General features: G+C 66.7%; 19 protein-coding genes and 2 pseudogenes. 15 read left to right on the top strand and 6 right to left on the bottom strand.

The features are described 5' to 3' along the window. Position 1 precedes the first annotated feature (1 nt). The 9 genes from metE (at position 2) to WKW80_RS23785 (ending at position 11051) form a co-directional block, all read left to right on the top strand. On the top strand, positions 2-2335 hold the full coding sequence (gene metE / locus WKW80_RS23745; RefSeq protein WP_340366031.1) for a 5-methyltetrahydropteroyltriglutamate--homocysteine S-methyltransferase: 2334 nt from the start codon (positions 2-4) through the stop codon (positions 2333-2335). 66 nt (positions 2336-2401) lie between these two features. Beyond that, a complete protein-coding gene (locus tag WKW80_RS23750) occupies positions 2402-5092 on the top strand; it encodes a bifunctional acetate--CoA ligase family protein/GNAT family N-acetyltransferase (protein ID WP_340366032.1) in 2691 nt (896 codons plus the stop codon). Positions 5093-5169: 77 nt separating this feature from the next. Beyond that, a complete protein-coding gene (locus tag WKW80_RS23755; protein ID WP_340366033.1) occupies positions 5170-5577 on the top strand; it encodes a DUF4345 domain-containing protein in 408 nt (135 codons plus the stop codon). A 233-nt stretch (positions 5578-5810) separates the two neighbouring features. After that, entirely contained in the window at positions 5811-6167 is a 357-nt protein-coding gene (locus WKW80_RS23760; protein WP_340366034.1) for an STAS domain-containing protein, read from the top strand. Then, complete coding sequence (locus WKW80_RS23765; protein WP_340366035.1) at positions 6167-6604, top strand: ATP-binding protein; 438 nt, start codon at positions 6167-6169, stop codon at positions 6602-6604. The genes WKW80_RS23760 and WKW80_RS23765 overlap by 1 nt, the downstream gene beginning before the upstream one ends. Before the next feature lie 170 nt (positions 6605-6774). Then, positions 6775-7392, top strand: a complete 618-nt coding sequence (locus tag WKW80_RS23770) for a hypothetical protein (RefSeq protein ID WP_340366036.1) — start codon at positions 6775-6777, stop codon at positions 7390-7392. A 58-nt stretch (positions 7393-7450) separates the two neighbouring features. Then, positions 7451-9316, top strand: coding sequence for an OmpA family protein (locus tag WKW80_RS23775; RefSeq protein ID WP_340366037.1), 1866 nt, complete (start codon positions 7451-7453; stop codon positions 9314-9316). Positions 9317-9327: 11 nt separating this feature from the next. Further along, complete coding sequence (locus tag WKW80_RS23780; RefSeq protein WP_340366038.1) at positions 9328-9822, top strand: Rab family GTPase; 495 nt, start codon at positions 9328-9330, stop codon at positions 9820-9822. 8 nt (positions 9823-9830) lie between these two features. Next, on the top strand, positions 9831-11051 hold the full coding sequence (locus WKW80_RS23785; RefSeq protein WP_340366039.1) for a PP2C family protein-serine/threonine phosphatase: 1221 nt from the start codon (positions 9831-9833) through the stop codon (positions 11049-11051). Positions 11052-11300: 249 nt separating this feature from the next. Here the strand turns inward: WKW80_RS23785 and WKW80_RS23790 are convergent, their stop codons facing one another. From WKW80_RS23790 to WKW80_RS23805, 4 genes and pseudogenes are all read right to left on the bottom strand, one after another. Next, positions 11301-12404 carry a CaiB/BaiF CoA transferase family protein gene (locus WKW80_RS23790; protein ID WP_422822951.1) on the bottom strand — a complete coding sequence of 368 codons (1104 nt, stop codon included), beginning with the start codon at positions 12402-12404 and terminating at the stop codon, positions 11301-11303. Between the two features lie 218 nt (positions 12405-12622). Continuing rightward, positions 12623-13735 carry a Zn-dependent alcohol dehydrogenase gene (locus tag WKW80_RS23795; RefSeq protein WP_340366040.1) on the bottom strand — a complete coding sequence of 371 codons (1113 nt, stop codon included), beginning with the start codon at positions 13733-13735 and terminating at the stop codon, positions 12623-12625. Positions 13736-13775: 40 nt separating this feature from the next. Beyond that, on the bottom strand, positions 13776-15188 hold the full coding sequence (locus WKW80_RS23800) for an aldehyde dehydrogenase family protein (RefSeq protein WP_340366041.1): 1413 nt from the start codon (positions 15186-15188) through the stop codon (positions 13776-13778). Between the two features lie 95 nt (positions 15189-15283). Then, a pseudogene (locus WKW80_RS23805) lies at positions 15284-15838 on the bottom strand (hypothetical protein); the annotation flags it as partial. Here WKW80_RS23805 and WKW80_RS23810 point away from each other — a divergent pair. Together WKW80_RS23810 and WKW80_RS37705 are read left to right on the top strand one after the other, a co-directional pair. Further along, positions 15783-17171, top strand: a complete 1389-nt coding sequence (locus tag WKW80_RS23810; RefSeq protein WP_340366042.1) for an alpha/beta hydrolase — start codon at positions 15783-15785, stop codon at positions 17169-17171. The pseudogene WKW80_RS23805 and the gene WKW80_RS23810 overlap by 56 nt on opposite strands. Before the next feature lie 290 nt (positions 17172-17461). After that, positions 17462-17766 (top strand): annotated as a pseudogene (locus WKW80_RS37705) (SDR family NAD(P)-dependent oxidoreductase); the annotation flags it as partial. 212 nt (positions 17767-17978) lie between these two features. Here WKW80_RS37705 and WKW80_RS23820 read toward each other — a convergent pair. After that, entirely contained in the window at positions 17979-20216 is a 2238-nt protein-coding gene (locus tag WKW80_RS23820) for an NADP-dependent isocitrate dehydrogenase (protein ID WP_340366043.1), read from the bottom strand. Positions 20217-20371: 155 nt separating this feature from the next. On the opposite strand from WKW80_RS23820, the gene WKW80_RS23825 reads away from it, so the two are divergent. Then, positions 20372-21538 (top strand): serine hydrolase domain-containing protein, encoded by a 1167-nt coding sequence (locus WKW80_RS23825; RefSeq protein ID WP_340366044.1) that lies wholly within the window; start codon positions 20372-20374, stop codon positions 21536-21538. Here WKW80_RS23825 and WKW80_RS23830 read toward each other — a convergent pair. Beyond that, positions 21519-21923, bottom strand: a complete 405-nt coding sequence (locus WKW80_RS23830; protein WP_340366045.1) for a phasin family protein — start codon at positions 21921-21923, stop codon at positions 21519-21521. The two genes, WKW80_RS23825 and WKW80_RS23830, sit on opposite strands and share 20 nt — an antisense overlap. A 132-nt stretch (positions 21924-22055) precedes the next feature. On the opposite strand from WKW80_RS23830, the gene WKW80_RS23835 reads away from it, so the two are divergent. The 3 genes from WKW80_RS23835 (at position 22056) to WKW80_RS23845 (ending at position 24381) form a co-directional block, all read left to right on the top strand. Next, positions 22056-22520 (top strand): ferritin-like domain-containing protein, encoded by a 465-nt coding sequence (locus WKW80_RS23835; protein WP_340366046.1) that lies wholly within the window; start codon positions 22056-22058, stop codon positions 22518-22520. A gap of 154 nt (positions 22521-22674) precedes the next feature. Further along, a complete protein-coding gene (locus WKW80_RS23840) occupies positions 22675-23334 on the top strand; it encodes a peroxiredoxin (protein ID WP_340366047.1) in 660 nt (219 codons plus the stop codon). 6 nt (positions 23335-23340) lie between these two features. Further along, positions 23341-24381, top strand: coding sequence for an MBL fold metallo-hydrolase (locus WKW80_RS23845; protein WP_340366048.1), 1041 nt, complete (start codon positions 23341-23343; stop codon positions 24379-24381). Positions 24382-24406 lie beyond the last annotated feature (25 nt).

Below are 24406 nucleotides of genomic sequence, written 5' to 3' on the forward strand. Positions count from 1 at the left end.
CATGACACGTACTCACACCCTCGGCTTTCCGCGCATCGGCGCCCATCGCGAACTGAAATTCGCTCTCGAAAAACACTGGCGCGGCGAGATCGACGCTGCTTCGCTCGAAGCCGTTGGCGCCGACTTGCGCGCCCGCCACTGGCAGGCACAACGCGATGCCGGACTCGACTTCGTCACCGTCGGCGACTTCGCGTTCTACGACCACGTCGCCAATCACATCCAGTTGCTCGGCTGCGAGCCGGCACGCTTCGACTTTGCCGCCGAGCCGGAACTGGCGCGCTACTTCACGATGGCGCGCGGCGTGGCCGACGAGGCCGGCCAGGAAGGCTGCGCGCACGGTGACCATGGCCACAGCCATGGAACCTATGCGCTCGAGATGACGAAGTGGTTCGACACCAACTACCACTATCTCGTGCCCGAGTTCACCGCAAGCACGCGCTTCGGATTGAATTCGGTGCGCCTCTTCAACGAGGTCGCCCAAGCCCAGAAGCTCGGCCACAAGGTCAAGGCCGTCCTGCTGGGTCCGTTGAGCTTTCTCTGGCTCGGCAAGGAAAAGCAGGCCGGGTTCGACAGGTTCTCGCTGCTGGATGCACTGTTGCCGGTCTATGAGCAGGTACTCGCGCGGCTGAAGGCGCTCGGCGTCGAATGGGTTCAGGTTGACGAGCCGATCCTGGGCCTGGACTTGCCCGACGCCTGGCGCAATGCTTTCGAGCGCAGTTATTGGCAGCTCGCGCGCAGCGCGCCGAAGCTGCTGCTCGCCACCTACTTCTCTCCGCTCGCGGACAACCTTCGCCTCGCGTGCCAGTTGCCCGTGGCAGGCCTGCATGTCGACGCGGTGCGCGCGCCCGATGAACTCACCGGCGTGGCGGACTGGTTGCCGGCGCACAAGGTGCTTTCGGTCGGCATCGTGGATGGGCGCAACATCTGGCGCGCCGACCCGGATGCGGCGCTCCAGCGCCTGCAGCCCGTCGCCGACAAGCACAAGGGCGAGCTATGGATCGCACCATCGTGTTCGCTGCTGCACGTCCCCTTCAGCCTGGGGGCGGAAACGAAGCTCGACACGGAGATCAAGTCCTGGCTCGCCTTCGCCGTCGAGAAGCTGGACGAACTGCGCGTACTGCGTGCGGCGCTGGACGGCGATGGCGCATCGGTCGAAACCGAATTGGCCGCGGCGCGCAAGGCTGCGGCGGCACGCCGCGGCAGCCCGCGCGTGCACCGTGCCGATGTCGCGCTGCGCCTGGCCAGGACCTTGGCGAGCGACGACAGGCGCGTCTCGGGCTTTGCGCAACGCCAGGTCGAACAACGCGCGCGCTTCGCCCTGCCGCCATTGCCGACCACGACCATCGGCTCGTTCCCCCAAACCGCCGCGATCCGCGCCGCCCGCGCCGCCTTCAGGCGCGGCGAGCTCGATGCCGGCGGCTACCGCGAAAAGATGCAGGCCGAGATCGCGCTGGCCGTGCGCAAGCAGGAAGAACTCGGCATCGACGTCCTGGTGCACGGCGAGGCCGAACGCAACGACATGGTCGAGTACTTCGGCGAGCAACTCGACGGATTCGTCTTCACCGCCAACGGATGGGTGCAGTCGTACGGATCGCGTTGCGTGAAGCCGCCGGTGATCTTCGGCGACGTGGCGCGTCCGAAGCCGATGACGGTCGAGTGGACGGCCTACGCGCAAAGCCTCACCAGGCTGCCGATGAAGGGCATGCTGACCGGCCCCATCACCATCCTCCAATGGTCCTTCGTGCGCGACGACCAGCCGCGCAGCGTCACGACCGAGCAGATCGCCTGGGCCATCCGCGACGAAGTGGTCGACCTGGAAAAGGCAGGCATCGGCATCATCCAGATCGACGAGCCGGCCATCCGCGAAGGCTTGCCGCTGCGGCGCGCGGGCTGGAAGAACTACCTCGAAGGCGCGACGCGATCGTTCCGCATCAGCGCATCGGGTGTGGCCGATCGAACCCAGATCCACACCCACATGTGCTATTCGGAGTTCAACGACATCCTGCCCGAGATCGCGGCGATGGATGCCGACGTGATCACGATCGAGACCAGCCGCTCGGACATGGAACTGCTACGCGGTTTCGGTGACTTCAAGTACCCGAACGAGATCGGCCCCGGCGTCTACGACATCCACTCGCCGCGCGTGCCGACGACCGAGGAGATGGTCCGGCTGATGCGCAAGGCCGCGGCGGTGGTGCCGCCTGTCAACCTGTGGGTCAATCCCGACTGCGGGCTCAAGACCCGTGGCTGGCCCGAGACCGAAGCCGCGCTGGCCAATATGGTGGAGGCGGCCAGGGTGTTGCGCGGCGAGCTTGCAAGGGTTGCCGCGCCATAGCGCCGTCGGTAAAGGTCGGTATATGCTCCGTTTTCCCGGCCGACGAAGTGCCGCAGCGCACCTCCAATGCAAAAGCACTACCTCACTCCACTGTTCGTACCCACTTCGATCGCCGTGTTCGCCGGGGCGATCCGGCAAGCCGAAGACGACAACTGGCATTCGACCGCCATCCGGCACGCGCTGGAGGCCGGTGGCTTCGAAGGCACTCTGGAATACCTGGACGTGCATACCAGCGGAACGCTGGGGGACCTGGCGCAGGCGCGTGCCGACCTGGCGATCATCGCGCTGCCGTCGCGGGACATTCCGGCCGCCCTGGGCATCGCGGCCCGGCTGAGTTGCCGATCTGCATTGGTCGTCTCGTCCGGCATCGGTGCGGAGGAAGCCGCCGAGTTGCGAAGAGTGGCCAGCCGCGAAGGCATTCATCTGCTGGGACCGAACTCGCTCGGGCACCAGCGGCCCGCGCTTCGACTCAACGCGAGCACGGTCGGCGCGCTCGCCGCCGCAGGCCCGCTGGCGCTGGTATCGCAGTCCGGCGCGTTGACGGCAGCGATGCTCGATTGGGCGCGCCATAACGCGGTGGGTTTCTCCAGCGTGGTCTCGCTAGGGCCGCATACGGCGCTGAACATCGCGGACGTGCTGGACTTCCTGGCCGACGACAGCGAAACCCACAGCATCGTCGTGTACCTCGAAGGCATTTCCGAGGCCCGGCCCTTCATCAGTGCGCTTCGCTCGGCCGCCCATGCCAAGCCGGTCGTGGTGCTCAAGGCGGGCCGAAAACCGGCCGGCAACGAGGCCGCGCATACCCACAGCGCGGCGACCGTGGGCAGCGACGACGTGTTCGAGGCAGCGCTGCGACGCGCAGGCGCGGTACGGGTGCGGTCGTTCGTCGAATTGTTTTCCGCAGCCATGTGCCTGGCCTCGCGCTATCGGCCGGTGGGTCCGCGGCTTGCCATCGTCACCAACGGCGGCGGTCCGGGCGTGCTCGCGGCGGACTGGGTCAACGAGATCGGCCTGCATCTCGGCAAGCTCTCGGCCGAGTCGGTCGAGAAACTGAAGCCCCTGCTTCCCACGCATGCAACGCTGACGGATCTGGTCGATCTCTCCGAGGAGGCCGGGGCGGCGCACTATCGGAGCGCCATTGACGTCGCCGCGGCCGACAAGCAGGTCGACGGCGTGCTGGCGATCTATTCGCCCAAGGCCGGCGCAGACGCCGCCGCCGTAGCGCAAACCCTGGCCGAGGTTCCGCGGCCGATGAACAAGCCGCTGCTGGCGTGCTGGATGGGCGATGCCACGGTGGGCGCCGGCCGCAGCGTGCTGATCGAATCGTCGATCCCGACCTTCCGGGCGCCGGAGGCTGCGGTCGGCGCCTTCGGCAACATCGCTTCGTTCTATCAGAACCAGATGCTCTTGCAGCAGACGCCGCCGCCGTTGTCTGCGCTTGCAAAGCCCGACATCGAAGGCGCGCGGCTGCTGATCGACAGCGTGCTGGCCGAACGCCGCACGGTGCTGACCGAGATGGAATCGAAGACGCTGCTCTCGTCGTTCCACATCCCGATCACGCGGACGATGCTGGCGCGCAGCGCCAACGAGGCGATGATGATCGCCACGCAAGTGGGTTTTCCGGTGGCGCTCAAGATCGACTCGCCCGACATCAGCCACAAGTCCGATGTCGAGGGCGTCGCGCTGAACATCATGAACGGCGCCGGCGCACGCGACATGTTCAACGAATTGATGGAGCGCGTGGCGCGGCTGGCGCCCACGGCGCACATTCATGGCGTGACCGTCCAGAAGATGGCGGGCGCGCGGCGCGGCCGGGAGATCTATGTCGGGCTCGTCACCGACGACCCGTTCGGCCCGGTGATCGTGTTCGGCGCCGGCGGCACCATGATCGAACTCCTCAACGACCGTGCCATGGAGTTGCCGCCGCTCAATCAATTCCTTGCGCGCCGGCTGATCGAACGTTCCCGCGTCGCGCACACGCTGCGCGAATGGCGAGGCGCCAGTCCGGTCGACATGGAAGCGCTGGAACACGTGCTGCTGCGTGTGTCGGAAATGGTTTGCGAACTGCCCGAGCTGCGGGAGATGGACATCAACCCCATCATCGTGGACGAATCCGGTGCCGTGGCGGTCGATGCCCGCATCGTCGTAGGCAGCTCGCCGCAGGCGGTCAGCGGATACGCCCGCGGATACCAGCATCTGGCGATCCTCCCCTACCCTGCACGCTATCAGCGCGAATGCGTGATGCGCGGCGGCGGCACCTGCACCATTCGCCCGGTTCACCCCGACGACGCGGACATGCTTCAGAACTTCGTGCGGGAACTGTCGCCCGAGAGCCGGTGGTTCCGCTTCGTTTCGCAGTTCCACGAGTTGCCGCCGTCGATGCTGTCGCGCTTCACCCTGATCGACTATGACCGCGACATGGCGCTGGTGGCGGTCGTCCAGGAGCGCAGCGTGGCGGACGACGGCACCGTCAAGGAAACCGAATCGATCGTCGGCGTGTCGCGCTACGCCACCAATCCGGACAAGGCGAGCTGCGAGTTCTCGCTGGTGGTGGCCGACACGCACAAGCGCAAGGGCCTGGGCTCGCGGCTGATGGAGGGCATCATGGACGTGGCCCGGGACAAGGGCTTGTCCGAAATGGACGGGCTCGTCCTGTCCAGCAACCACGACATGCTCAAGCTCATGCGGCACATCGGCTTTACAGTGAAGCAATTCCCCGAGGATCCGGAGTTCAGGCTGGTGACGTACAGCCTGTAGGGGCGCGCCGGGCCTTCCCCGCTCGGTGCTCTTCTCCGTGCTCTTTCTACCGCCCGCCCTGTCCGTGGAGGTGTCCGATGAAGCGAGCCCTTCAGTCGATCGTCCTGGTGCTGAGCCTGTTGCCTCTTTCGGTGGGCACGCTGGGCTTGCTCTTCGGGGTCGAGTTCTACATTCCCGTCGAGGCAGCGAATCCGAACCTCGACAGCCAGTTCCGGTTTGCGTCCGGCTGGGACGTCGGCCTGGCCTTCATCATCTGGTGGATCGTGCCGCAGATCGAGCGGCAAACCGCCTTGTTCAGGATCGTGAGCCTGGCCGTCTTCCTCGGCGGCCTCGGCCGGCTGGCTGCGTGGCACTTCACCGGGAGACCCGCGACCGCCGTGGTGCTGGTCGCGGTCATCGAGTTGCTGGTGCCCGCGCTCATTCCGTGGCAAGCCAGGCTTGCGCGGCAGGCTGAACTCGCCGCGCAGCCTCGAGCGGCACCCTGAAGCGCCGGCCACGCGCCGCGCCCGGACGGCCTTCTCGTCCAATTTGTGGACGCCACGTTATCGACGTAGTAATACTTTGCGCGTATGCTTGACGACGATCCTGCTTGTTGATCGCAAGACGCTGAAATCCCGGTTTTTTTTCTATACAAGAAGACCGAAGGACCAGGCGATCTTGCGGCGGAGGGCGACTGGTGGTTCAACCCTTCGACATCGACATCCACCGCGGAGATCGTATGGACCTGAGACGGGAACAACTGGCTGACGGCGTCGAGAAGATCAGCCTGGTTGGACGAATGGACAGCATCGGCGGGCATGACATCGACAACCGCTTTGCAGCGGTCGTGGCATCCCGAAAGCTTCTCGCCGTGGTCGACATGTCCGAGGTGTCGTTCCTGGCGTCCATCGGCATTCGCACGCTGGTCGTCAATGCCAGGGCCCAGTCGTCGCACGGTGGCGGAATGGTCCTGGCAAGCCCGCAACCCCTTGTGGCGGAGGTGCTCAAGATGGCAGGCATCGACACGATCATCCCCGTGTACCCCGACGTCGACTCCGCCTTCAGCGCGCTGATGGCATCCTCCGAAAGCCGCTGATGTCCTCCAACGGAGGGGAGCCCGAGGCTTCCCTGATCGTCGGCAGCGAACTGCGCGAACTCCCGCGCGTGAACGCCTGGGTGCAAGACTGGGCCGAGCGCCAGCACCTTCCGGAAAAGGTCGCGCACAACCTCGACCTGTGCTCGACCGAGGTTGTCACGAACATCATGACCCATGCCTGCAGCGACGGCGCGCAGCGCATCCTGCTGCGGCTGGGCTGGCAAGGCGACGACATCGCCCTGGAGGTCGAGGACGAGGGCCTCAAGTTCGATCCGCGGCAAGTCGCCACGCCCCCGCATGCCACCAGCCTGCAGGACGCGCGCATCGGCGGCTGGGGCATCCCCATCGTTCGCCGCTTCTCCGACGGCGTGCAGTACCGCTACGAAGACGGCCGCAATTGCCTGACGCTCCTGTTCCGGCCGACGGCGCCGCCCTAGCATGAATCACCCCCGAAGCGCCTGCGGCGCCTCCCCCTCGAGGGGGCGATACCGACGGCCCGGCGAAGCCGGTTCCGCGGTATCCCTGGCATCCGATGGTGCCGGTTTCAGTCGTCGCGGGTCACCTTCGACCCACCGTTCTCCCACTCAACCAACCGAGGAGTTTCCCAATGGCACAAGCAGCCAAATCACCAACAATCGACGTGCAGACCGCCATGGCGGCGCAGGCCGCGATGGGCGGCCAGACCAACGGCAGCGGCGGCGAAGCGTCCGGTGTCGACAAGATGCGCGAGTTGCTGTTCGGCAACCAGATGCAGGATTACGACAAGCGCTTTTCCATCCTCGAGGAGCGCTTCCAGCTCAGGATGCGCGACATGGAGGCGGAGTCGTCCCGCAGCCTGAGCAGTCTTGAATCCACGATCAAGAAGCAGCTCGAATCGGTCGCCGGCCAGTTCCGCGAGGAAAAGGACCTGCGTGCGGATGCCGACAAGGAACTGGAGCGCAGCCTGCGCGACCACACACAGGCACTTGAAAAGCGCCTCGCCCAGTTGTCCGACCAACTCGCGCGCCACGAGCGCGATTTCACGGACCGCCTGGGCCATGAGGTGCAGGGCCTGCGCGACGAGATGCGCAAGCGCCAGGACGACTCGCGGGCCACCATGGAGCGCATGTTCTCCGAACTCAGCAACGTCAAGACCGACCGCAACCTGCTCGCCGGGCTGTTCGTCGAAATTGCCAAGTGCCTGAACCAGGACGTGTCGCCGAAGAGCGGCAACGGCGGCGGTTGAACCCCGCGGCGACCGCCCGAGGTCAACCCATGCGGCAGGACGCTGGAGCTGCGGCGCCGTGAACGCGCGCCTGTCGCTTGCCGCGACGAGCGCGACCCGCAGCGCGGCCGAACAGGACCAGAGCCGGCGGTTGGCCGGCCTTCTGCTGGAGTTGGCGCGCTGCGTCAACCCGGACATCGCTGTCGAGCTTCCTCCAGTCCGCCTGGAGGAAGACCCGCGCATGGACGCGCTGCGCGACGTGCTGATGGAGCGCGAGAAGGCAGCGCTGGCGCGGCTGCAGCAGAAGTTCGACGACCCGCGCGAGTTCGCCGATGCGGTGGGGTCGGTGCTGCCAGCCGCCTTCACGTTGGCGGCTGCGCGCAGCGACCACCTCGGACAGGTGATCGCGCCCACCGTCGAGCGCGCGACCCAGGCGTCGATCCGCAAGAATCCGCGCACCATGGTCGACATCCTGTACCCCGTCATGGGGCCGGCGATTCGCAAGGCCATCGCCGAGACCCTCGACGGCTCGCTCCAATCGCTCAACCAGGCGCTCAAGTACAGCCTGTCGTGGCGCGGGCTCAAGTGGCGCATCGAGGCATGGCGCAGCGGCACGACCTTCGGCGACGTGGTGCTCAAGCACACGGCCGTGTACCGGGTCGACCACATCTTCATGATCCACCGCAAGACGGGCCTGCTGATCTCGCACGTGGCCCGGGACGATGCGACGACGCAAGACCCGCAGCTCGTGTCGGCCATGCTGTCCGCCATCCAGGATTTCGTGCGCGATTCGTTCGACGAATCCGCCAGTGGCGGCACGAACAGCGGCGGCATCGACACCCTGCGCCTGGGCGACATGTTGCTGTGGATCGAGGAAGGTCCGTCGGCCTTCCTGGCCGCGGTGGTGCACGGCAATCCGCCGCCGTCGCTGCGCATTCGCCTGCGGGAAGCGCTGGCCGCGATCCACGAGGAATGGCGCACGCCGCTCGAGGAATTCGAAGGCGATACCGAGACCTTCGACGAGGCCGGGCAGCGGCTGCGGCCTTGCCTCATCTCCCAGGAAGCCGAGCATCACAGGAAGTTCTCGCCGCTGCTGTGGATCATCCCGCTGGCGCTGCTGATCGCGCTGGGCTACTGGCTCACGCAGCGCGTCATCGAAAGCCGGCGCGTCGACAGCTACGTCGAGGCGCTGCAGGCACAACCGGGCATCGTCGTGACGAATGCCGACCGCCGCAGCGGCAAGTGGCTGGTGTCCGGCCTGCGCGACCCGCTGGCCGCCCAGCCGGAAGAATTGCTCGCGAAAACCAAGCTCGACCCGACCCGCATCGTCGGCCGGTGGGAGCCCTACCAGGCGCTGCATCCGGCCATCATCCTGAAGCGCATGCAAGCGACGCTGAATCCGCCGCCGACTGTCATCCTGACCCAGGACCCGAGCGGCGTTCGCGCCACCGGCACCGCACCCCAATACTGGATGGAGAAGGCGCGCGCCTTCCTGCTCACCCTGCCTGCCGGTGCGCCGAAGATCGATCTCAGCGCCCTGCAGGACGTGCAGGACCCGGACTACCTGCGCCTGCACGACGCCATCGAGGCCCGCCTGATTCACTTCGAGAACAACGTCGCGCGACCCAGCGCCAGCCAGGAACCCGCACTCGACGGCGCCGCTGCGGAAATGCGCGAGCTGATCCAGGTGTCGCGCAACCTCGGCTTCCCGGTGAAGGTAACGATCGTCGGCCACGCCGACGCCACCGGCAAGGAAAACTCCAATCTGGCCCTCAGCTTGGGCCGTGCCGAAGTCGTGCGCTCCATGCTGCGGGCGCGCGGCGTCGATCCGCTTATGCTCGCCGTTCGTGGTGCCGGTCCGCTGGAGCCATTGCGACCCGGCGCCAGCGTGGACGAACTGTCGATGAACCGGCGTGTGTCCTTCGTCGTCAGCACTGGCGAATAGAACGAGTACAAATGCTCCAGAAAAAAATCTGCCTCCTCGGCGCGTTCGGCGTGGGAAAAACCAGCCTGGTCCGCCGCTACGTCGACACCATCTTCTCGGATGCCTACCTCACCACCGTCGGCGTGAAGATCGACAAGAAGGTCATGACGGTCGGCACCGAGGAAATGGCGTTGATCCTGTGGGACATCGCCGGCGAGGACGCGGTCGCGGCCGTGCGGGTGAGCTACCTGCGTGGCGCTGCCGGCTATCTGCTGGTGATCGATGGCACGCGGCCGGAAACCCTGGACACCGCGGCGTCGATCCAGTCGCGCATCACCGCCGAGATCGGATCCGTGCCCTTCATCGCCCTGCTCAACAAGGCGGACCTCGTGGAGGACTGGGCCATCGCGCCGGAGCGCGTCCAGGAACTGGAAGCGGCTGGCTGGACCTTCAAGCGCACCAGCGCCAAGACGGGCGACAGCGTCGAGGCCGCCTTCGAGGCACTGGCGACGCGCCTGGCGAAGTAGCAGTCAACATGCTGGACCTGCCCGCGCGGATCTCCGACTCGCTCCTGCTCCTGATCGATGCGCAGCGCGTGCTCGCGCACCTGGTCGTGGACGACTCGCAGAACCTGGTGCAGGCCGGCGGCCACCTGGCGCACTACGGGCTGGACAACCTCGAATTCGGCGTCCCCGCTGGCGAACAGATCCCCTTGCTGGAAGGCATGCTGCCATTGGTCGAGACGCCCTTCCTCATACGTTCCATGGCCATGCCCAGCGGGCGCGTCGCGGACATCCACTTCTTCGCGGACGACGGGGACGGCACCGTCTGGGTGCTTCTGCTCGACGTGACGGCCGAATGGGAAGAAACCCGGCTGGTGCAGCAGAAGGCCTACGACATGACCTTGCTGAGCCAGCGCGAAGCCAGGCTGATCGCGCAACTCGAAGCCGCCAACCAGGAGCTGACACGTGCCCACAGCGACCTCGCCGCGTCCCGCGAAGCCCTGCAACTCACGCACGACCGGCTGCAACTGGAACTGCGCGACGCCGAGCGCTACGTTCGCGCCGTCCTGCCGAACCCGCTCTCGGAACCCTTCACGGTGGATTGGCGCTTCGTCCCCTCGACCGAACTGGGCGGCGATTCGTTCGGCTACCACTGGGTCGACTCCGAGCACCTGGCGATCTACCTGATCGACGTCTGCGGCCACGGCGTGGGTTCGGCCCTGCTGTCTGTGGCGGTCGCTGACACGCTGCGCTCGGAGGCATTGCAGAAGACCAATTTTCGAAGCCCCGCGGAAGTGCTCACCGCGCTGAACCAGGCCTATCAGATGGAGCGTCACGGCGAGCTGTTCAGCACGGTCTGGTACGGCGTGTACCACCGTGCCACCAGCACCCTGCGCTACGCGTCCGCCGGCCATCCGCCGGCGATCCTGGTGAGCGGGCCTTGCGACGCCGTTTGCGAGGGCCGGCCCCTGCAGGCATCGGGCGCCTGCATCGGGCTCTCGCCCGCTGCCCGCTACCAGGAACACCAGTCGATGCTGCAGTCCCCTGCCCGGCTGTTCGTGTTCAGCGACGGCGCCTACGAGATCACGCGGCCGGACGGCTCGATGCTGGAGTTCTCCGCCTTCACGGAGATGCTCACCCGTCCGGTCCGCAACGGAAAGTCCGAGTTGGATAGCCTGCTCGAGTTTGCCCGGGACGCGCATGGCCCCGGCGCGCTCGAGGATGACTTCACGATCATCAAGATGGCGCTGTGATCTGAAGCCGGGGAGGATGACCGGGCGGCTGAAGGATCGCGACTGCGGGGCTCGACACGCCCGAGCCGAAGGCCGACAAGCTCGCCTTCGGCTATGTGCACGACCTGTCGAAGCGCCCCGGGCTACCGCGCGGACCGCGGATACGGGTATGACTTCGGGATCCGGCACGCGTCCGGATGTCGGCGCAGCCAGGGCTGCGATTCGGGTTCGGTCCTCGCGCGGACCGGCCCTGAATGCGCCTGGTAGCGATCACGCGCGCCAGACGCCCGCGGACCCGGCGGCGCCCTCCAGCGCCGCCTTGACCGCCTCCGTGTGCTCGCCGCGCCCGGGCAGCGGCCGCGGCATCACCGCCTGGCCATCGAAGCGCGGCGCAGGCCTGGTCTGCAGCAGGCCATCGCGCTCGAAATAGATGTCGCGCGCAACGTTGTGCGGATGCTGAGCCGCCTCGACGGGGCTCAGCACCGGGCCGAAGCACACGTCGGTGCCTTCCAGCAGGGCGCGCCATTCATCGCGCGTGCGGCTGGCAAAGAGCTCGGTGAAATGCGCGTGCATCTCGCCCCAGCGCGCGCGGTCCCACTGCTTGCCGGAGAAGCGCGCATCGTCGCGCAGACCGAGCTTTTCCATCAGCAGCGCATAGAACTGCGGCTCCAGCGAGCCCAGCGTGACGAAGTGACCGTCGGCGCATCGGTAGGTGGCGAAGAAGTGCGCGCTGTCGTGCATGTTCTCGCCGCGCGCGCCGGTGACCAGGCCCTTTTGGCGCGACGCCAGGATGAGTTGCATCATGTGCGCCGAGCCGTCCACGATCGAGGCGTCGACAACCGTGCCCTGGCCTGTGGCGCGCGCCTTCAGGATGCCCGAGAGGATGCCGACCGCCAGGTACAGCGCGCCGCCGCCGACGTCGCCGATCAGGGTGATGGCCGACTGCGGCGGCTCGGCCGGCGTGCCGTTGTAGTAGAGCGCGCCCGACAGCGAGATGTAGTTGTTGTCATGGCCCGCGGCTTGCGCGAGGGGACCGGTCTGGCCCCAGCCGGTCATGCGGCCATAGACCAGGCGCGGGTTGCGAGCGGCGCACTCCTCGGGGCCCAGGCCCAGGCGTTCCATCACGCCGGGACGCATGCCTTCGATCAGGGCGTCGGCGTCCTCGATGAGCTTGAGCACCAGTTCGCGGCCCTCCGGGGTCTTCAGGTCCGCTACCACCGAGCGCTTGCCGCGGTTGAGCATGGTGGACTGGGCGTCGGGCGCGGCCTCGCGTTCCACCGCGATGACATCGGCACCCAGGTCGGCCAGGTGCATGGCGCAAAAGGGGCCGGGGCCGATACCGGCGATTTCGACGATCTTGATTCCAGAAAGCATGGGCAGGGTCTCGTGGTTTGAGTTCGCCGCCAAGGATGGCGGCGCATCGCATTCTCGTCACCCGCCCTGATGGCTAGCCCCGCTCTCTCGCGACGCACGAAAAACCCAGGACGAGCACGGCGAAGTCTGTTCGTGGGCACCCGCGGAACCGGCTTTGCCGGGCCGCCGGGTGCGCCCCCTGGAGGGGGAGGCGCCGCAGGCGCTTCGGGGGTGATTAATCAGTCGAACACGATCACGCCGCGGGCATTGCGGCCGTGCACCAGGTCGTCGAAGGCCTGGGGCGCATCCTCGATGCGATAGCGCTTGGTGATGAGTTCGTCCAGCTTCAGCTTGCCGGCCTGGTAGAGCGACACCAGACGCGGGAAGTCGTAGCGCGGACGGGTCGAGCCGTAGAAGCTGCCTTTCAAGGTCTTTTCCTCGAACGCGAAGCTGGCAGTGCGCAAGGTGGTGGTGTTGTCGGGCCGGGCCACGCCGACGACCACGGCGGTGCCGCCGTTGCGCAAGCACGCATAGGCCTGCGCCACGATCTCGCCATGGCCCACGCATTCGAAGGCGTAGTCGGCGCCGCCGCCGGTGAGCTTGCACAAGTCCTTCACCAGGTTCTCGGTCTTCGACGAATCGATCACATGGGTGGCGCCGAACACCTTGGCCATCTCCAGCTTGCTGGCCAGCATGTCGACCGCCACGATCATGTTGGCGCCTGCGCTCTGGCAGCCCTGGATGGTCGACAGGCCCACGCCGCCTGCGCCGAATACCACGCAGATGGATCCCGCCTCGACCTTGGCGGTGTTGCAGGCTGCGCCCCAGCCGGTCATGACGCCGCAGCCGATCAGGGCGCAGCGGTCCAGCGGCACGCCGGGGGTGATCTTCACCACGCTGTTCTCGTGCAAGGTGGCGTATTCGGACATCACGCCGCAGCCCGCCATCACGCCGAGCGGCTGGCCCTGGGCGTCACTGGTGCGCTGGTGGCCGCCCAGCAGCTTGCCAGGCGGGGTGGTCTTGCTGGTTTCGCACAGGTTGGCGCGGCCGGTGACGCAATAGCGGCACTGGCCGCAGGTGTTGACGAAGCTGCTGATGACGTGGTCACCCACCCTGAGGCCGGTGACGCCCTCGCCCACCTGGTGCACCACGCCCGCGCCTTCGTGGCCGAGGATGACGGGTGCCGGCAGGGGCAGCGTGCCGTTGGTCACCGACAGGTCGCTGTGGCACACGCCGCAGGCCGCCATCCTGATCATGACCTCGCCGGGGCCGGGCGAATCGACCAGGATGTCTTCGACCTGGACTGTCTTGCCGTCGCCGCGATAGACGACGGCCTTGGATTTCATCTGCATTTCTGGAAGCTCTCTCGATGGAAGTGAATTCGGGCCGGCCTCAGCCGACCATGGTTTGGATGGCGGTGTACTCCAGCAGGCCCTCGACGCCGTTCTCGGCGCCGATGCCCGACTGCTTGCGGCCGGCAAAGGGGGACTGCGGATCGAGAAGATGCAGGCTGTTGATCCACACGGTGCCCGTCTCCAGGCGGGCGCCGATCGCGCGGGCCTGCTCGACGTCGCCGGACCAGACCGAGCCGCCCAGGCCGAACTCGCTGTCGTTGGCGCGGCGCACGACCTCGTCGACGTCGGAGAAGCGCAGCAGCGGCACGATCGGACCGAAAGGTTCCTCGACCACCACGCGCGCGTCGTCGGGCGGGTTGTCCACCACCGCCGGCGGAATGAAATAGCCCGGGCCTTCAGGCACCTCGCCGCCGGCCAGGAAGCGGTGGCCGGCCGTCTTCGTGGCGGCGATGAGTTCCTTCACCCGCTCGTACTGCGGGCGGTTCTGCACCGGACCGAGCATCACGCCTTCGCGCGTGCCCGGACCCATCAGCACCGCATGGGCCGCGGCCGCGAAGGCCTGCGCGAAGGCGTCGTAGATGGCGTCGTGCACGTAAATGCGCTTGGCGGCGATGCAAACCTGGCCGGAATTGAGGAAGGCACCCATGAAGAGCTTCCGTGCGACCTTTGCCGGATCGACGTCGGGCATCACGATGGCTGCGTCGTTGCCGCCAAGCTCGAGCGTCACGTGCTTGAGCGTGGGCGCCGCCGACGCCATGACGCGCCGGCCGGTGGCGGTCGAGCCGGTGAAGGCAACTTTGGCAATGCCGGGGTGTGCCGTGAGCCACGGGCCGAGTGCGTCGCCGCCGCAGAGCACGTTGAACACGCCGGGCGGGAACAGGTTGGCCGCGAGTTCGCCCATGCGCAGCGTCGCCAGCGGCGTGAAGGGAGACGGCTTCAGGATCACCGTGTTGCCGGCCATCAGCGCCGGCGCCAGCTTCCAGAACGCGAGCATGAGCGGGAAGTTCCAGGCGGCGATGGCCGCCACCACGCCGAGCGGCACGCGGCGGGTGGTCCAGGCCATGCCGGACTTGTCGGTGCGCTCGGCCACAGGCAACGCCATCTGCGCGAAGCTGCGGCACCAGTGCACGCAGCCGAGTACTTCGGACTTGGCCATGGCAAGCGGCCGGCCCTGCTCGCGCGTCAGCAACAGCGCGAGTTCATCGGCATGTTCGAGGACGCGGGCTGCCAGTGTCTCGAGGCGCTCGCGTCGATGGGCTTGCGTGGTGCGACTCCAGCCACTGAAAGCGGCCTGGGCGGCTTGCACGGTGGCATCGAGCAATTCGGACGTGCAGTCGGGCACGTGGGCAATGACTTCTTCCGTCGCCGGGTCGAGCACCGGCAGCGTGCCGGGCAGATCGAGGAGCTGGCCGTCGGATAGCGGCCTGAAGGTGGCGGACATGGTTTCCATTTCTCTACTGATTGCAAAACGGTGAACGGGTGGCTCGGGGCTTGATCGCGCTCGTCCAGCACGCCGCGCGCACCGCGGAAGTGGTCGGCATGGCTGTGCGTGTAGATCAGCCCCGTGACCGGGCGGTCGCCGCGGTGCGATCGCGCAGGCTCCAGGCCACACGGCCCTTGCAGTCCACGATGTGCGCGTCGGGAATGGTCGCAATGAAGCAACGGTGCGCGTTCTCGCGGTTCTGGCCGGCGCCTGCGAGCGGCGTTGGCTGGTCGGTGATGTTCATGGGGGTCGTTGGATGAAGTCGGCGAGCACGCACTCGATGCGCTGCAGAGCCCAAGTGAAACAGGCGCGCCCGCCGCACCCACCACCCGATGTGGGTGAAAGGGCAAACCCCTATTTGCCGGCAGGACGCAACCGGAGCACTCGCGCATGTGGCGGGTCGAGCGAGGAGCGCGGCCTGAAGCCCGCGCATCGGGGATTGCCCTTCCGGATTTGCCCTTCCGGGATTGCCCTCTACCCGCCACGGGTGGTGCCCGGAGGCGCGCGGCCGCGCAACCTGCCGCGATGACTACCTCTTCCGCACAAAAAGCATCGCCGTCCATGGACACGCCCTCGACATCCCCTGCCAGCCAAGGCATGCCGCAGACCTTGCGCATGCGGCGCCCCGACCGCGACGCCCGGTCCTTCCTGCGCTGGTTCAACCTGGTGCCGGCCCGCTTCGAGAACCGTTCGGTCGAGATGCAGCGGCAGATGTGGCGCCTGATGGCCCTGGCCATGGGCCGCCGGCCCGAAGTGGAATCGGTGCGCACCGTGACCATCGACGGACCGGGCGGCGCGATCGAATTGCGCGTCTTCGCCCCGGGGGGCGCCACCCGCGCGCGCCCGGCTTTCCTGTGGTGCCACGGCGGCGGCTTCATCGTCGGTGGCCTGGACTCCGCCGACTCGATCTGCCGCACCATCGCGCTCCGCGCGGACTGCGTGGCCATCGCGGTGCGCTACCGGCTCGCGCCCGAGCATTCGCTCACGGCCAGCCGGGAGGACTTCCTGGCGGCGCTCGAATGGGTTGCCGCGCACGGTGCCAAGTTGGGCATCGACACCAGCCGCCTGGCAATCGGCGGCGATTCCGCCGGCGGCAACATCTGCGCCGCGGTGGCGCAGCGCATCGCGCGCGACAACGGGCCGAGGCTGTGCCTCCAGGTGCTCGCCTATCCCGCGACCGACCTGGTCGAGGAATTCCCTTCGCTGGAAGAGAACGCGAACGGCTACCTCATCAACGAGCACATGCTGCGCGGCATCATGAAGCGCATCGGCGAAGTGCCCGATGCGCACGACCCCTGGCTTTCGCCGCGCCGCGAGCCCGACCTGAAGGGCCTGCCGCCGGCCCTGGTCGTCAGCGCCGGCTTCGATCCGATCCGTGACGATGGACTGGACTACACCGCCCGGCTGCGTGTCGCCAAGGTGCCGGTGGAGTTGCTGCACTACGCCGGCCAGATCCACGGCTTTCTCAATTTCGATTCGGTGATCGAGGCGGGACGCGATGCGCTGCACCGCATCGCGGGCGCCCTGGGCCGTGCCTTCCACGGCGACCTGCCCGAAGACCGCACGATCGAACTGGCCGACCCTGCCCCGAGCGCATTCGCACTGCCCTTCAGGCCGATGGCGGAACTGATGATGACCTCGCTCACGGGCTGGGCGACGGCCGAGCGCATCTGGTTCATGCTGATCGGCCGGCTGTCCGCCGTCACCGACGACACCGCCCGCACATTGCTCGAATCGCGCTTCGTGCCCGGTGCCTGCCTGCGCCAGGGCGCATTGGCGCATGCCGACCGGATCGAAGCGCGCCAGACCTGGCAGAAGGCGGCGCGCCCGGGCCCAACCTCCGCTTCCTCGCCGCGGCGCGCCGGCAAGAGTGCCGGCAAGCGCGCCGCGACACCCCCCGCAAGACGCCAAGGCGCAACGTCGCGGTCATCCAAGCAAAAGCTCAAATGACTCCGAAGAAACGACCTGTGACCTGGCCGTGCCCAGCCACCGGGTCGCCGAGGTGCAGTCGCGCTTGCACATCCGCAGCGCGCCCCACCCGACCCATCCCGCCCAACACGCCGCCGGCCTTGCCCGGACCGGCGGCCAAGCGCCCCGGCAAGACGCCGGCGGCGCAGCGTTCGGGCGTGGGCATCGTCGGGCGCGAGGCCCTGGTGGCGCGCCTGGTCGAGGCGCGGCGTTTGGTGAATTCACATCACCCCGACGCGATCATGAGTTCCTCAAGAACACAGGAGATGCACATGATCGGAAAACTCGAAGGCAAGGTTGCCATCGTCACTGGCGCGGGCCGCGGCATCGGCCGCGCCGTCGCACTCAAGCTCGCCAGCGAAGGCGCACGCGTGGTCGTCAACGACCTCGGCGCGGAACCGGCGCAGCACGTGGTGGAAGAGATCCGCGAAGCGGGCGGCTCGGCCGTTCCCTTTGCGATGAGTATCACGGCGCCGGCTTTGCCGAAGGTTCCGTGAAGACCGCGATCGACAAGTTCGGCGCGCCGGACATCATCGTCAACAACGCCGGCTACACCTGGGACGCCACCGACGAGAAGACCGTCAACGTGGAAGGCCGGGGAGGTCAAGGTGGGCGTGCCCCCGACCGCATCGAGCAGGCCAGGCGCGCCATCCCGCTGGGCCGCCCTGGCACCGCCGAAGAGGCCGCCGGTTCCGATCTTCATGTTCGGCATCCCCGAGTCGAACTACGTCACCGGCCAGACGCTGATCTGCGGCGGCGGGCGCGGCGGCTTCTGAGCTGCGGGGCTCGTTACGCCCCCACCGCCTCCAGCGCCGCATTGAACGTCGCGCTTGGCCGCATCACGCTGGCCAGCTTGTCCATGTCCGGCTTGAAGTAGCCACCGATGTCGGCAGGCTTCCCTTGCGCAGCCTTGAGTTCGCCCACGATCGTCTGTTCGCCGGCCGCCAGCGACTTGGCCAGCGGCGCGAAATGGGCCTGCAGTTCCTTGTCCTCCGTCTGCGCCGCCAATGCCTGTGCCCAGTACAGCGCCAGGTAGAAATGGCTGCCGCGGTTGTCGAGTTCGCCGACGCGCGTCGATGGACCCTTGCCGTTGTCCAGCAGCATGCCGGTGGCTGCATCCAGCGTCTGGGCCAGGATCTTCGCCTTCTTGTTGCCGGTCTTCTGGCCAAGGTCTTCCAGCGACACGGCCAGCGCGAGGAATTCGCCCAGCGAATCCCAGCGCAGGTGGTTTTCCTCGACCAGTTGCTTGACGTGCTTGGGCGCGGAGCCGCCCGCGCCGGTCTCGAACATCGCGCCGCCAGCCATCAGCGGGACGATCGACAGCATCTTGGCGCTGGTGCCGAGTTCCATGATCGGGAAGAGGTCGGTCAGGTAGTCGCGCAGGATGTTGCCGGTGACGGAGATGGTGTCCTTGCCGCGTATCACGCGCTCCAGCGTGTAGCGCATGGCGCGCACCTGCGACATGATCTGGATGTCCAGGCCCTGGGTGTCGTGGTCCTTCAGGTAGGCCTTGACCTTCTTGATGAGTTCCATCTCGTGCGGGCGGTATTCGTCGAGCCAGAACACGGCCGGCATGCCCGACAGGCGCGAGCGCGTCACGGCCAGCTTGACCCAGTCGCGGATCGGCGCGTCCTTGGTCTGGCACATGCGCCAGATGTCGCCCTCCTCCACGTTCTGCTCGAGCAGCACCTCGCCGGTCGCGATGTCGACGATGCGGGCCACGCCGTCCTCGGGAATCTCGAAGGTCTTGTCGTGCGAGCCGTATTCCTCGGCCTTCTGCGCCATCAGGCCGACGTTGGGCACCGTGCCCATGGTCGCCGGATTGAAGGCGCCGTTGGTCTTGCAGAAGTTGATCATCTCCTGGTAGATGCGGGCGAAGGTGCTCTCGGGCATCACGGCCTTGGTGTCCTTCGGACGGCCGTCCGGGCCCCACATCTTGCCGCCCTGGCGGATCATCGCGGGCATCGACGCATCGACGATCACGTCGTTGGGTGCATGCAGGTTGGTGATGCCCTTGGCCGAGTCGACCATCGCCAGCTCGGGCCGGTGCTCATGACAGGCATGCATGTCCTTGATGATTTCGTCGCGCTGCGACGAGGGCAGCGATTCGATCTTCTCGTAGACGCTGCTGACGCCGTTGTTGACGTTGACGCCGAGTTCCTCGAACAGCTTGCCGTGCTTGGCGAATGCGTCCTTGTAGAACACCTTGACCGCATGGCCGAACACGATCGGGTGCGAGACCTTCATCATGGTCGCCTTCACGTGCAGCGAGAACATGACGCCGGTCTCGCGCGCATCTTCCATTTGCTCCTCGTAGAACTTCACGAGCGCCTTCTTGCTCATGAACATGCTGTCGATGACCTCGGCGTCGAGCAGCGACACCTTCTTCTTCAGCAGGATGGTCTTGCCGCCCTTGGTCACCAGATCCATCTTGACGTCGCGCGCCTTGTCGAGCGTCATCGACTTTTCGCCATGGTAGAAGTCGCCTTCGTGCATGTGCGAGACGTGCGTGCGCGACGCCGGGCTCCACTTGCTCATCGAATGCGGCTTCTTGCGAACGTTGTTCTTCACCGCGGCCGGCGCCCGGCGGTCGGAGTTGCCTTCGCGCAGCACCGGGTTCACGGCGCTTCCGAGCGCTTTCGAATACTTGCCCTGGATGGCCTTCTCTTCGTCGGTCTTCGGGTCTTCCGGATAGTCGGGAATGTCGTACCCCTTGGCCTGCAACTCGCGGATCGTCGCCTGCAGTTGCGGCACCGAGGCGCTGATGTTGGGCAGCTTGATGATGTTGGTGTCGGGAAACTGGGTCAGGCGCCCGAGTTCGCCGAGGTTGTCGGGCACGCGCTGCGCCTCGGTCAGGCGCTCCGGAAACTCGGCAAGCACGCGGGCAGCAACCGAGACATCGCTGGTGACGACGTCGATGCCCGCAGGCGCGGCGAAGGCCCTGATGACGGGCAGCAGGGAGGCGGTCGCCAGCAGCGGCGCCTCGTCGGTGAGCGTGTAGATGATTCGGGGGTTTCCGGCGGTCATTTGTTGGCCTCTGTGTACGGTTGAACAGGCGTGGATCAGGAATTCGGAGCGCTATTGTCCACGCGCGGCGCCAACCGCGTGGCGCCTTCGGCAAGCCCTGTCAAAACCGGAAAAAGAAGTGCAAAGTTCGCATCCCAACCAACAGGAGACAAAGCATGAATGAGTTTGACCGCGTCATCCGTGATGCCGTGTCACGCAAGGATGTGCCCTTCGTGGTCGCGACCATCGGCAACCGCGATGGCGTGTTGTGGAGCGGCGTCGCCGGCGAGACGAGCCCCGGGCGTCCGGCGACCATGGACACGGTATTCCGGATCTTTTCCATGACCAAGGCTGTAGGCAGCACCGCCGCCATGATCCTCATGGACCGCGGCAAGCTGAGCCCGGACGCCACGGTCGAGAGCATCCTGCCCGAGTTCGCCGAGTTGAAGGTGCTGGAATCGATGGGCCCGGACGGCCCGGTATTGCGTGCGCCCAGGACCAAGGCCACGGTGCGCCACCTGGCCACGCACACCTCGGGCCTGGCGTATGAGTTCTGGAACGCCCAAGTCGCGAAGTACATGGAGGTGACGCAGTTTCCGTCGATCCTTTCCGGCCTCAGGCAGTCGCTGAAATACCCGCTGCAGTTCGACCCTGGCACGGCGTGGGACTACGGCATCGGCATCGACTGGCTGGGCCAGGTGGTCGAGAAAGTCGACGGCAGGCCAGTCGACAGGTTCGTTCGAGAAGAGATCCTGGAGCCGCTGGGCATGCGCGACACGCGCTTCGAGCCCGACCCGGCCTGGGGCAGCCGGCTGGCTGGCGTGAAGATCCGGGGCGCCGACGGCGAGTTTGCCGACTTCGACATCGCGCCGCCGCCGAAGCCCGAGTTCTACGGCATGGGCCATGCGCTGTACTCGACGGCGCCGGACTACATGCGTTTCCTGCGCATGTACCTCAATGGCGGCGAACTGGACGGCAAGCGCATCCTGCGCTCCGAAACCATCGACGCGCTGCTCGAGAACCAGATCGGCTCGGTGCAGATTCCGGTCCTGAAGACGGCGAACCCCGCGGTCACGGCGGATGTCGAGCTGTTTCCCGGCCTGAAGAAGTCTCACAGCATGGCATTCATGCGTGTCGACGAGGATGTGCCGGGCGGCCGCTGCGCCGGCTCGCAGACCTGGGCCGGCGTGCTGAACACGCATTTCTGGTTCGACCGCACCGCCAACATCGCGGGCCTGATCATGACGCAGGCGCTGCCGTTCGCAGACCCGCGCTTCATGCAGACTTACGCGGCCTTCGAGCAGGCCGCGTACGAAAAGGAGCTCAGCCGATCAGCTTCTTGATCTCCGCCATGTGCTCGTTGGCCCGCTGCGTGATGTGGGTCATCGCGGCCGCCTGGGAGTCGCGCGCCATCTCGGCGAGTTCCTTCATGTCGGCCAGCGTCTTCTCGAACGCCTTGCGCACCAGTTCGCCCTGCTTGGTGGGGTCCATGCCGGCTGCCACGGCGCCCTTGGCATGTTCCTGGACGCCTTGAACGGCCTGCTGCAGCATCTCGGTCTGCTTCTGCACCATCGCCTGGATGGATTCGAAAGCCGACTTGTTGGCCGCGACCAACGCCTCGACATCCTTGCGCCGGCCCTCGACGAGGGTCGACATGTCCACGCCCGGAAGCTTGAACTGCTCGAACATCTTGGTTAGTTCACCTAACGGGTTCGTCGGGTCTGCCATAGCTGTCTCTCCTTGTAAGGGGGTGCGGCCCGGAAATCGCGCCAGCGCGGCGGATCATTGCACATCGCGCGGCCGTTGCGGCGGGCTCCCGCGCATAATCTCGGGCCTCACATGCGACGCACGGGTGATGACATGGAACAACTCGATCAGGCGAAGGTTGTCGCGGTTCTCAACCGCATCCTGGAAGACGAACTGGCCGGCGTGGTGCGCTACACGCACTACTCCTTCCTGGTGTTCGGCTTCGGCCGGATCCCCATCGTCTCGTGGCTCAGGAGCCAGGCCGACGAATCGCTGCTCCATGCCCAGCAAGTCGGCGAATGGATCACAACGCTCGGCGCCTACCCGTCGCTGGCGATCGGCTCCCTGCTCGACTCCCACCAGACCGACATCGGCGCCATGCTGCGCGAGTCGCTGGAGACCGAGGGCCGCACGCTGCAGTTGTACCGCGACCTGCTGGCCGCGGTGGAAGGCCGCTCCGTCGCGCTGGAGGAGTTCGCGCGGCAGATGGTGCAAGTCGAGGAACTGCATGCGGCCGACGTCGACAAGATGCTGCGCAAGCCCGGCGAACTGGCGACTTTTTCGTCGGGCGCCCGCTGAGCCTGGAAAGCGCCCGCAGGGCGGATGTACCCGCTTGTTTCCGTTTCGGGAAAGTGGTGTACTTCCTGCCGATCCTGCGGCAACGCGCCGCGGGACGCATGATTCCGCACGGTCCGCGGACCGTGCTTTCCCGACCATCTGCCAAGGAACTGGAATGTCATTGCGCATCAACGACCTCGCTCCCGACTTCACAGCCAACACCACCCAGGGACCGATCAAGTTCCATGACTGGATCGGCGACAAGTGGGCCGTCCTGTTCTCGCATCCCAAGGACTTCACCCCCGTCTGCACCACCGAGCTGGGCTACATGGCCAAGATCGAGCCCGAGTTCAGCAAGCGCAACACCAGGCTGATCGGCCTGAGCATCGACCCGGTCGACGCCCATGACCGCTGGGCCAAGGACATCGAGGAAACCCAGGGCCACCTGCCCAAGTACCCGATGATCGGCGACACCGACCTGGCCGTGGCCAAGCTCTACAACATGCTGCCGGCCGAAGAGCCCGGCACCTCCGAAGGCCGCACGGCCGCCACCAATGCCACGGTGCGCTCGGTCTTCATCATCGGCCCGGACAAGAAGATCAAGCTGATGCTGACCTACCCGATGACCACGGGCCGCAACTTCGACGAGATCCTGCGGGTGCTCGACTCGATGCAGCTCACCGCCGCGCACAAGGTCGCGACCCCGGTCAACTGGAAGAACGGCGAGGACGTGATCATTGCCGGCTCCGTGTCGGACGACGACGCGAAGAAGCTCTTCCCCGACGGCTGGAAGGCGCCCAAGCCGTACCTGCGCGTGGTGAAACAGCCGGGCTGAGCCGGGGTGGTCTTCGAGCAGATTGCGACCGGCGGCTGCCAGTCGTACCTCATCGGCTGCGACGACACCTGCGCCGCCGCGCTGATCGATCCGGAGCTGAGCCAGATCGACCACTACATCGCCCTCGCTTCGCGCGACGGCGTGCGCATCCGCTACCTGATCGACACCCACACGCACGCCGACCACTTCTCGGCCACGAAGGAACTGGCGCGCCAGCTCAACGTGCCGGTGATCATGCACCGCGCCAGCCCGGCGCCCTTCGTCGACATGCGGCTGGCCGACGGCGAGATGGTCGTGCTGGGCAAACTGCGGCTGCAGGTGCTGCACACCCCCGGCCACACGGCCGACTCGATGTGCCTGCAGGTCGGCGACCGCGTGTTCACCGGCGACACGCTGCTCATCGGCGGCACCGGCCGCACCGACCTGCCCAGCGGCAACCCCGAGTCGCTGCACGACAGCCTGTTCAACAAGCTGCTGAAGCTCGATCCGGCTCTGAAGGTCTACCCGGCACACGACTACAAGGGCCGCAGCCATTCGACCCTCGGCGATGAGCTGGCCTCGAACCCGCGCCTGCAGAAGCGCGAGCGCGCCGATTTCGTCGAGATGATGCGCACGCTCAACCTCACGATGCCCACGCACATCACCGAGGCACTGCGAACCAACATGAGCGGCGGCAAGACCGTGGCGCACCTGCTGGCCGCGGCCACGGCGAAGGTGCCCTTCATGTCGCTGGGCGAACTCAAGTCCCGCGTCGAGGCGAAGGAAGACGACCTCATCGTGCTCGACGTGCGCGAGCGCGATGCCTACGAAGGCGGCCATGTGCCCGGCGCACGCCTGCTGCCACGTGGCCAGCTGGAGCTGCGCGTCAACACCGAGTTGCCGGACCCGACGCGGCGCATCCTCACCTGCTGCGAGCTGGGCTACATCTCCACGCTGGCCGCGGCGACCTTGCGCGAGATGGGCTTCCTGCATGCGGTCGCGCTCGACGGCGGCATGAAAGCCTGGCGAGAAAGCGGCTACCCGCTGACCACCGGGCGCGATCCCTGAAATATGCCGAAGACCCGGTCGCGAC

It is taken from the genome of Variovorax humicola (assembly GCF_037889915.1).
In the GTDB taxonomy this organism is placed as follows: domain Bacteria; phylum Pseudomonadota; class Gammaproteobacteria; order Burkholderiales; family Burkholderiaceae_C; genus Variovorax; species Variovorax humicola.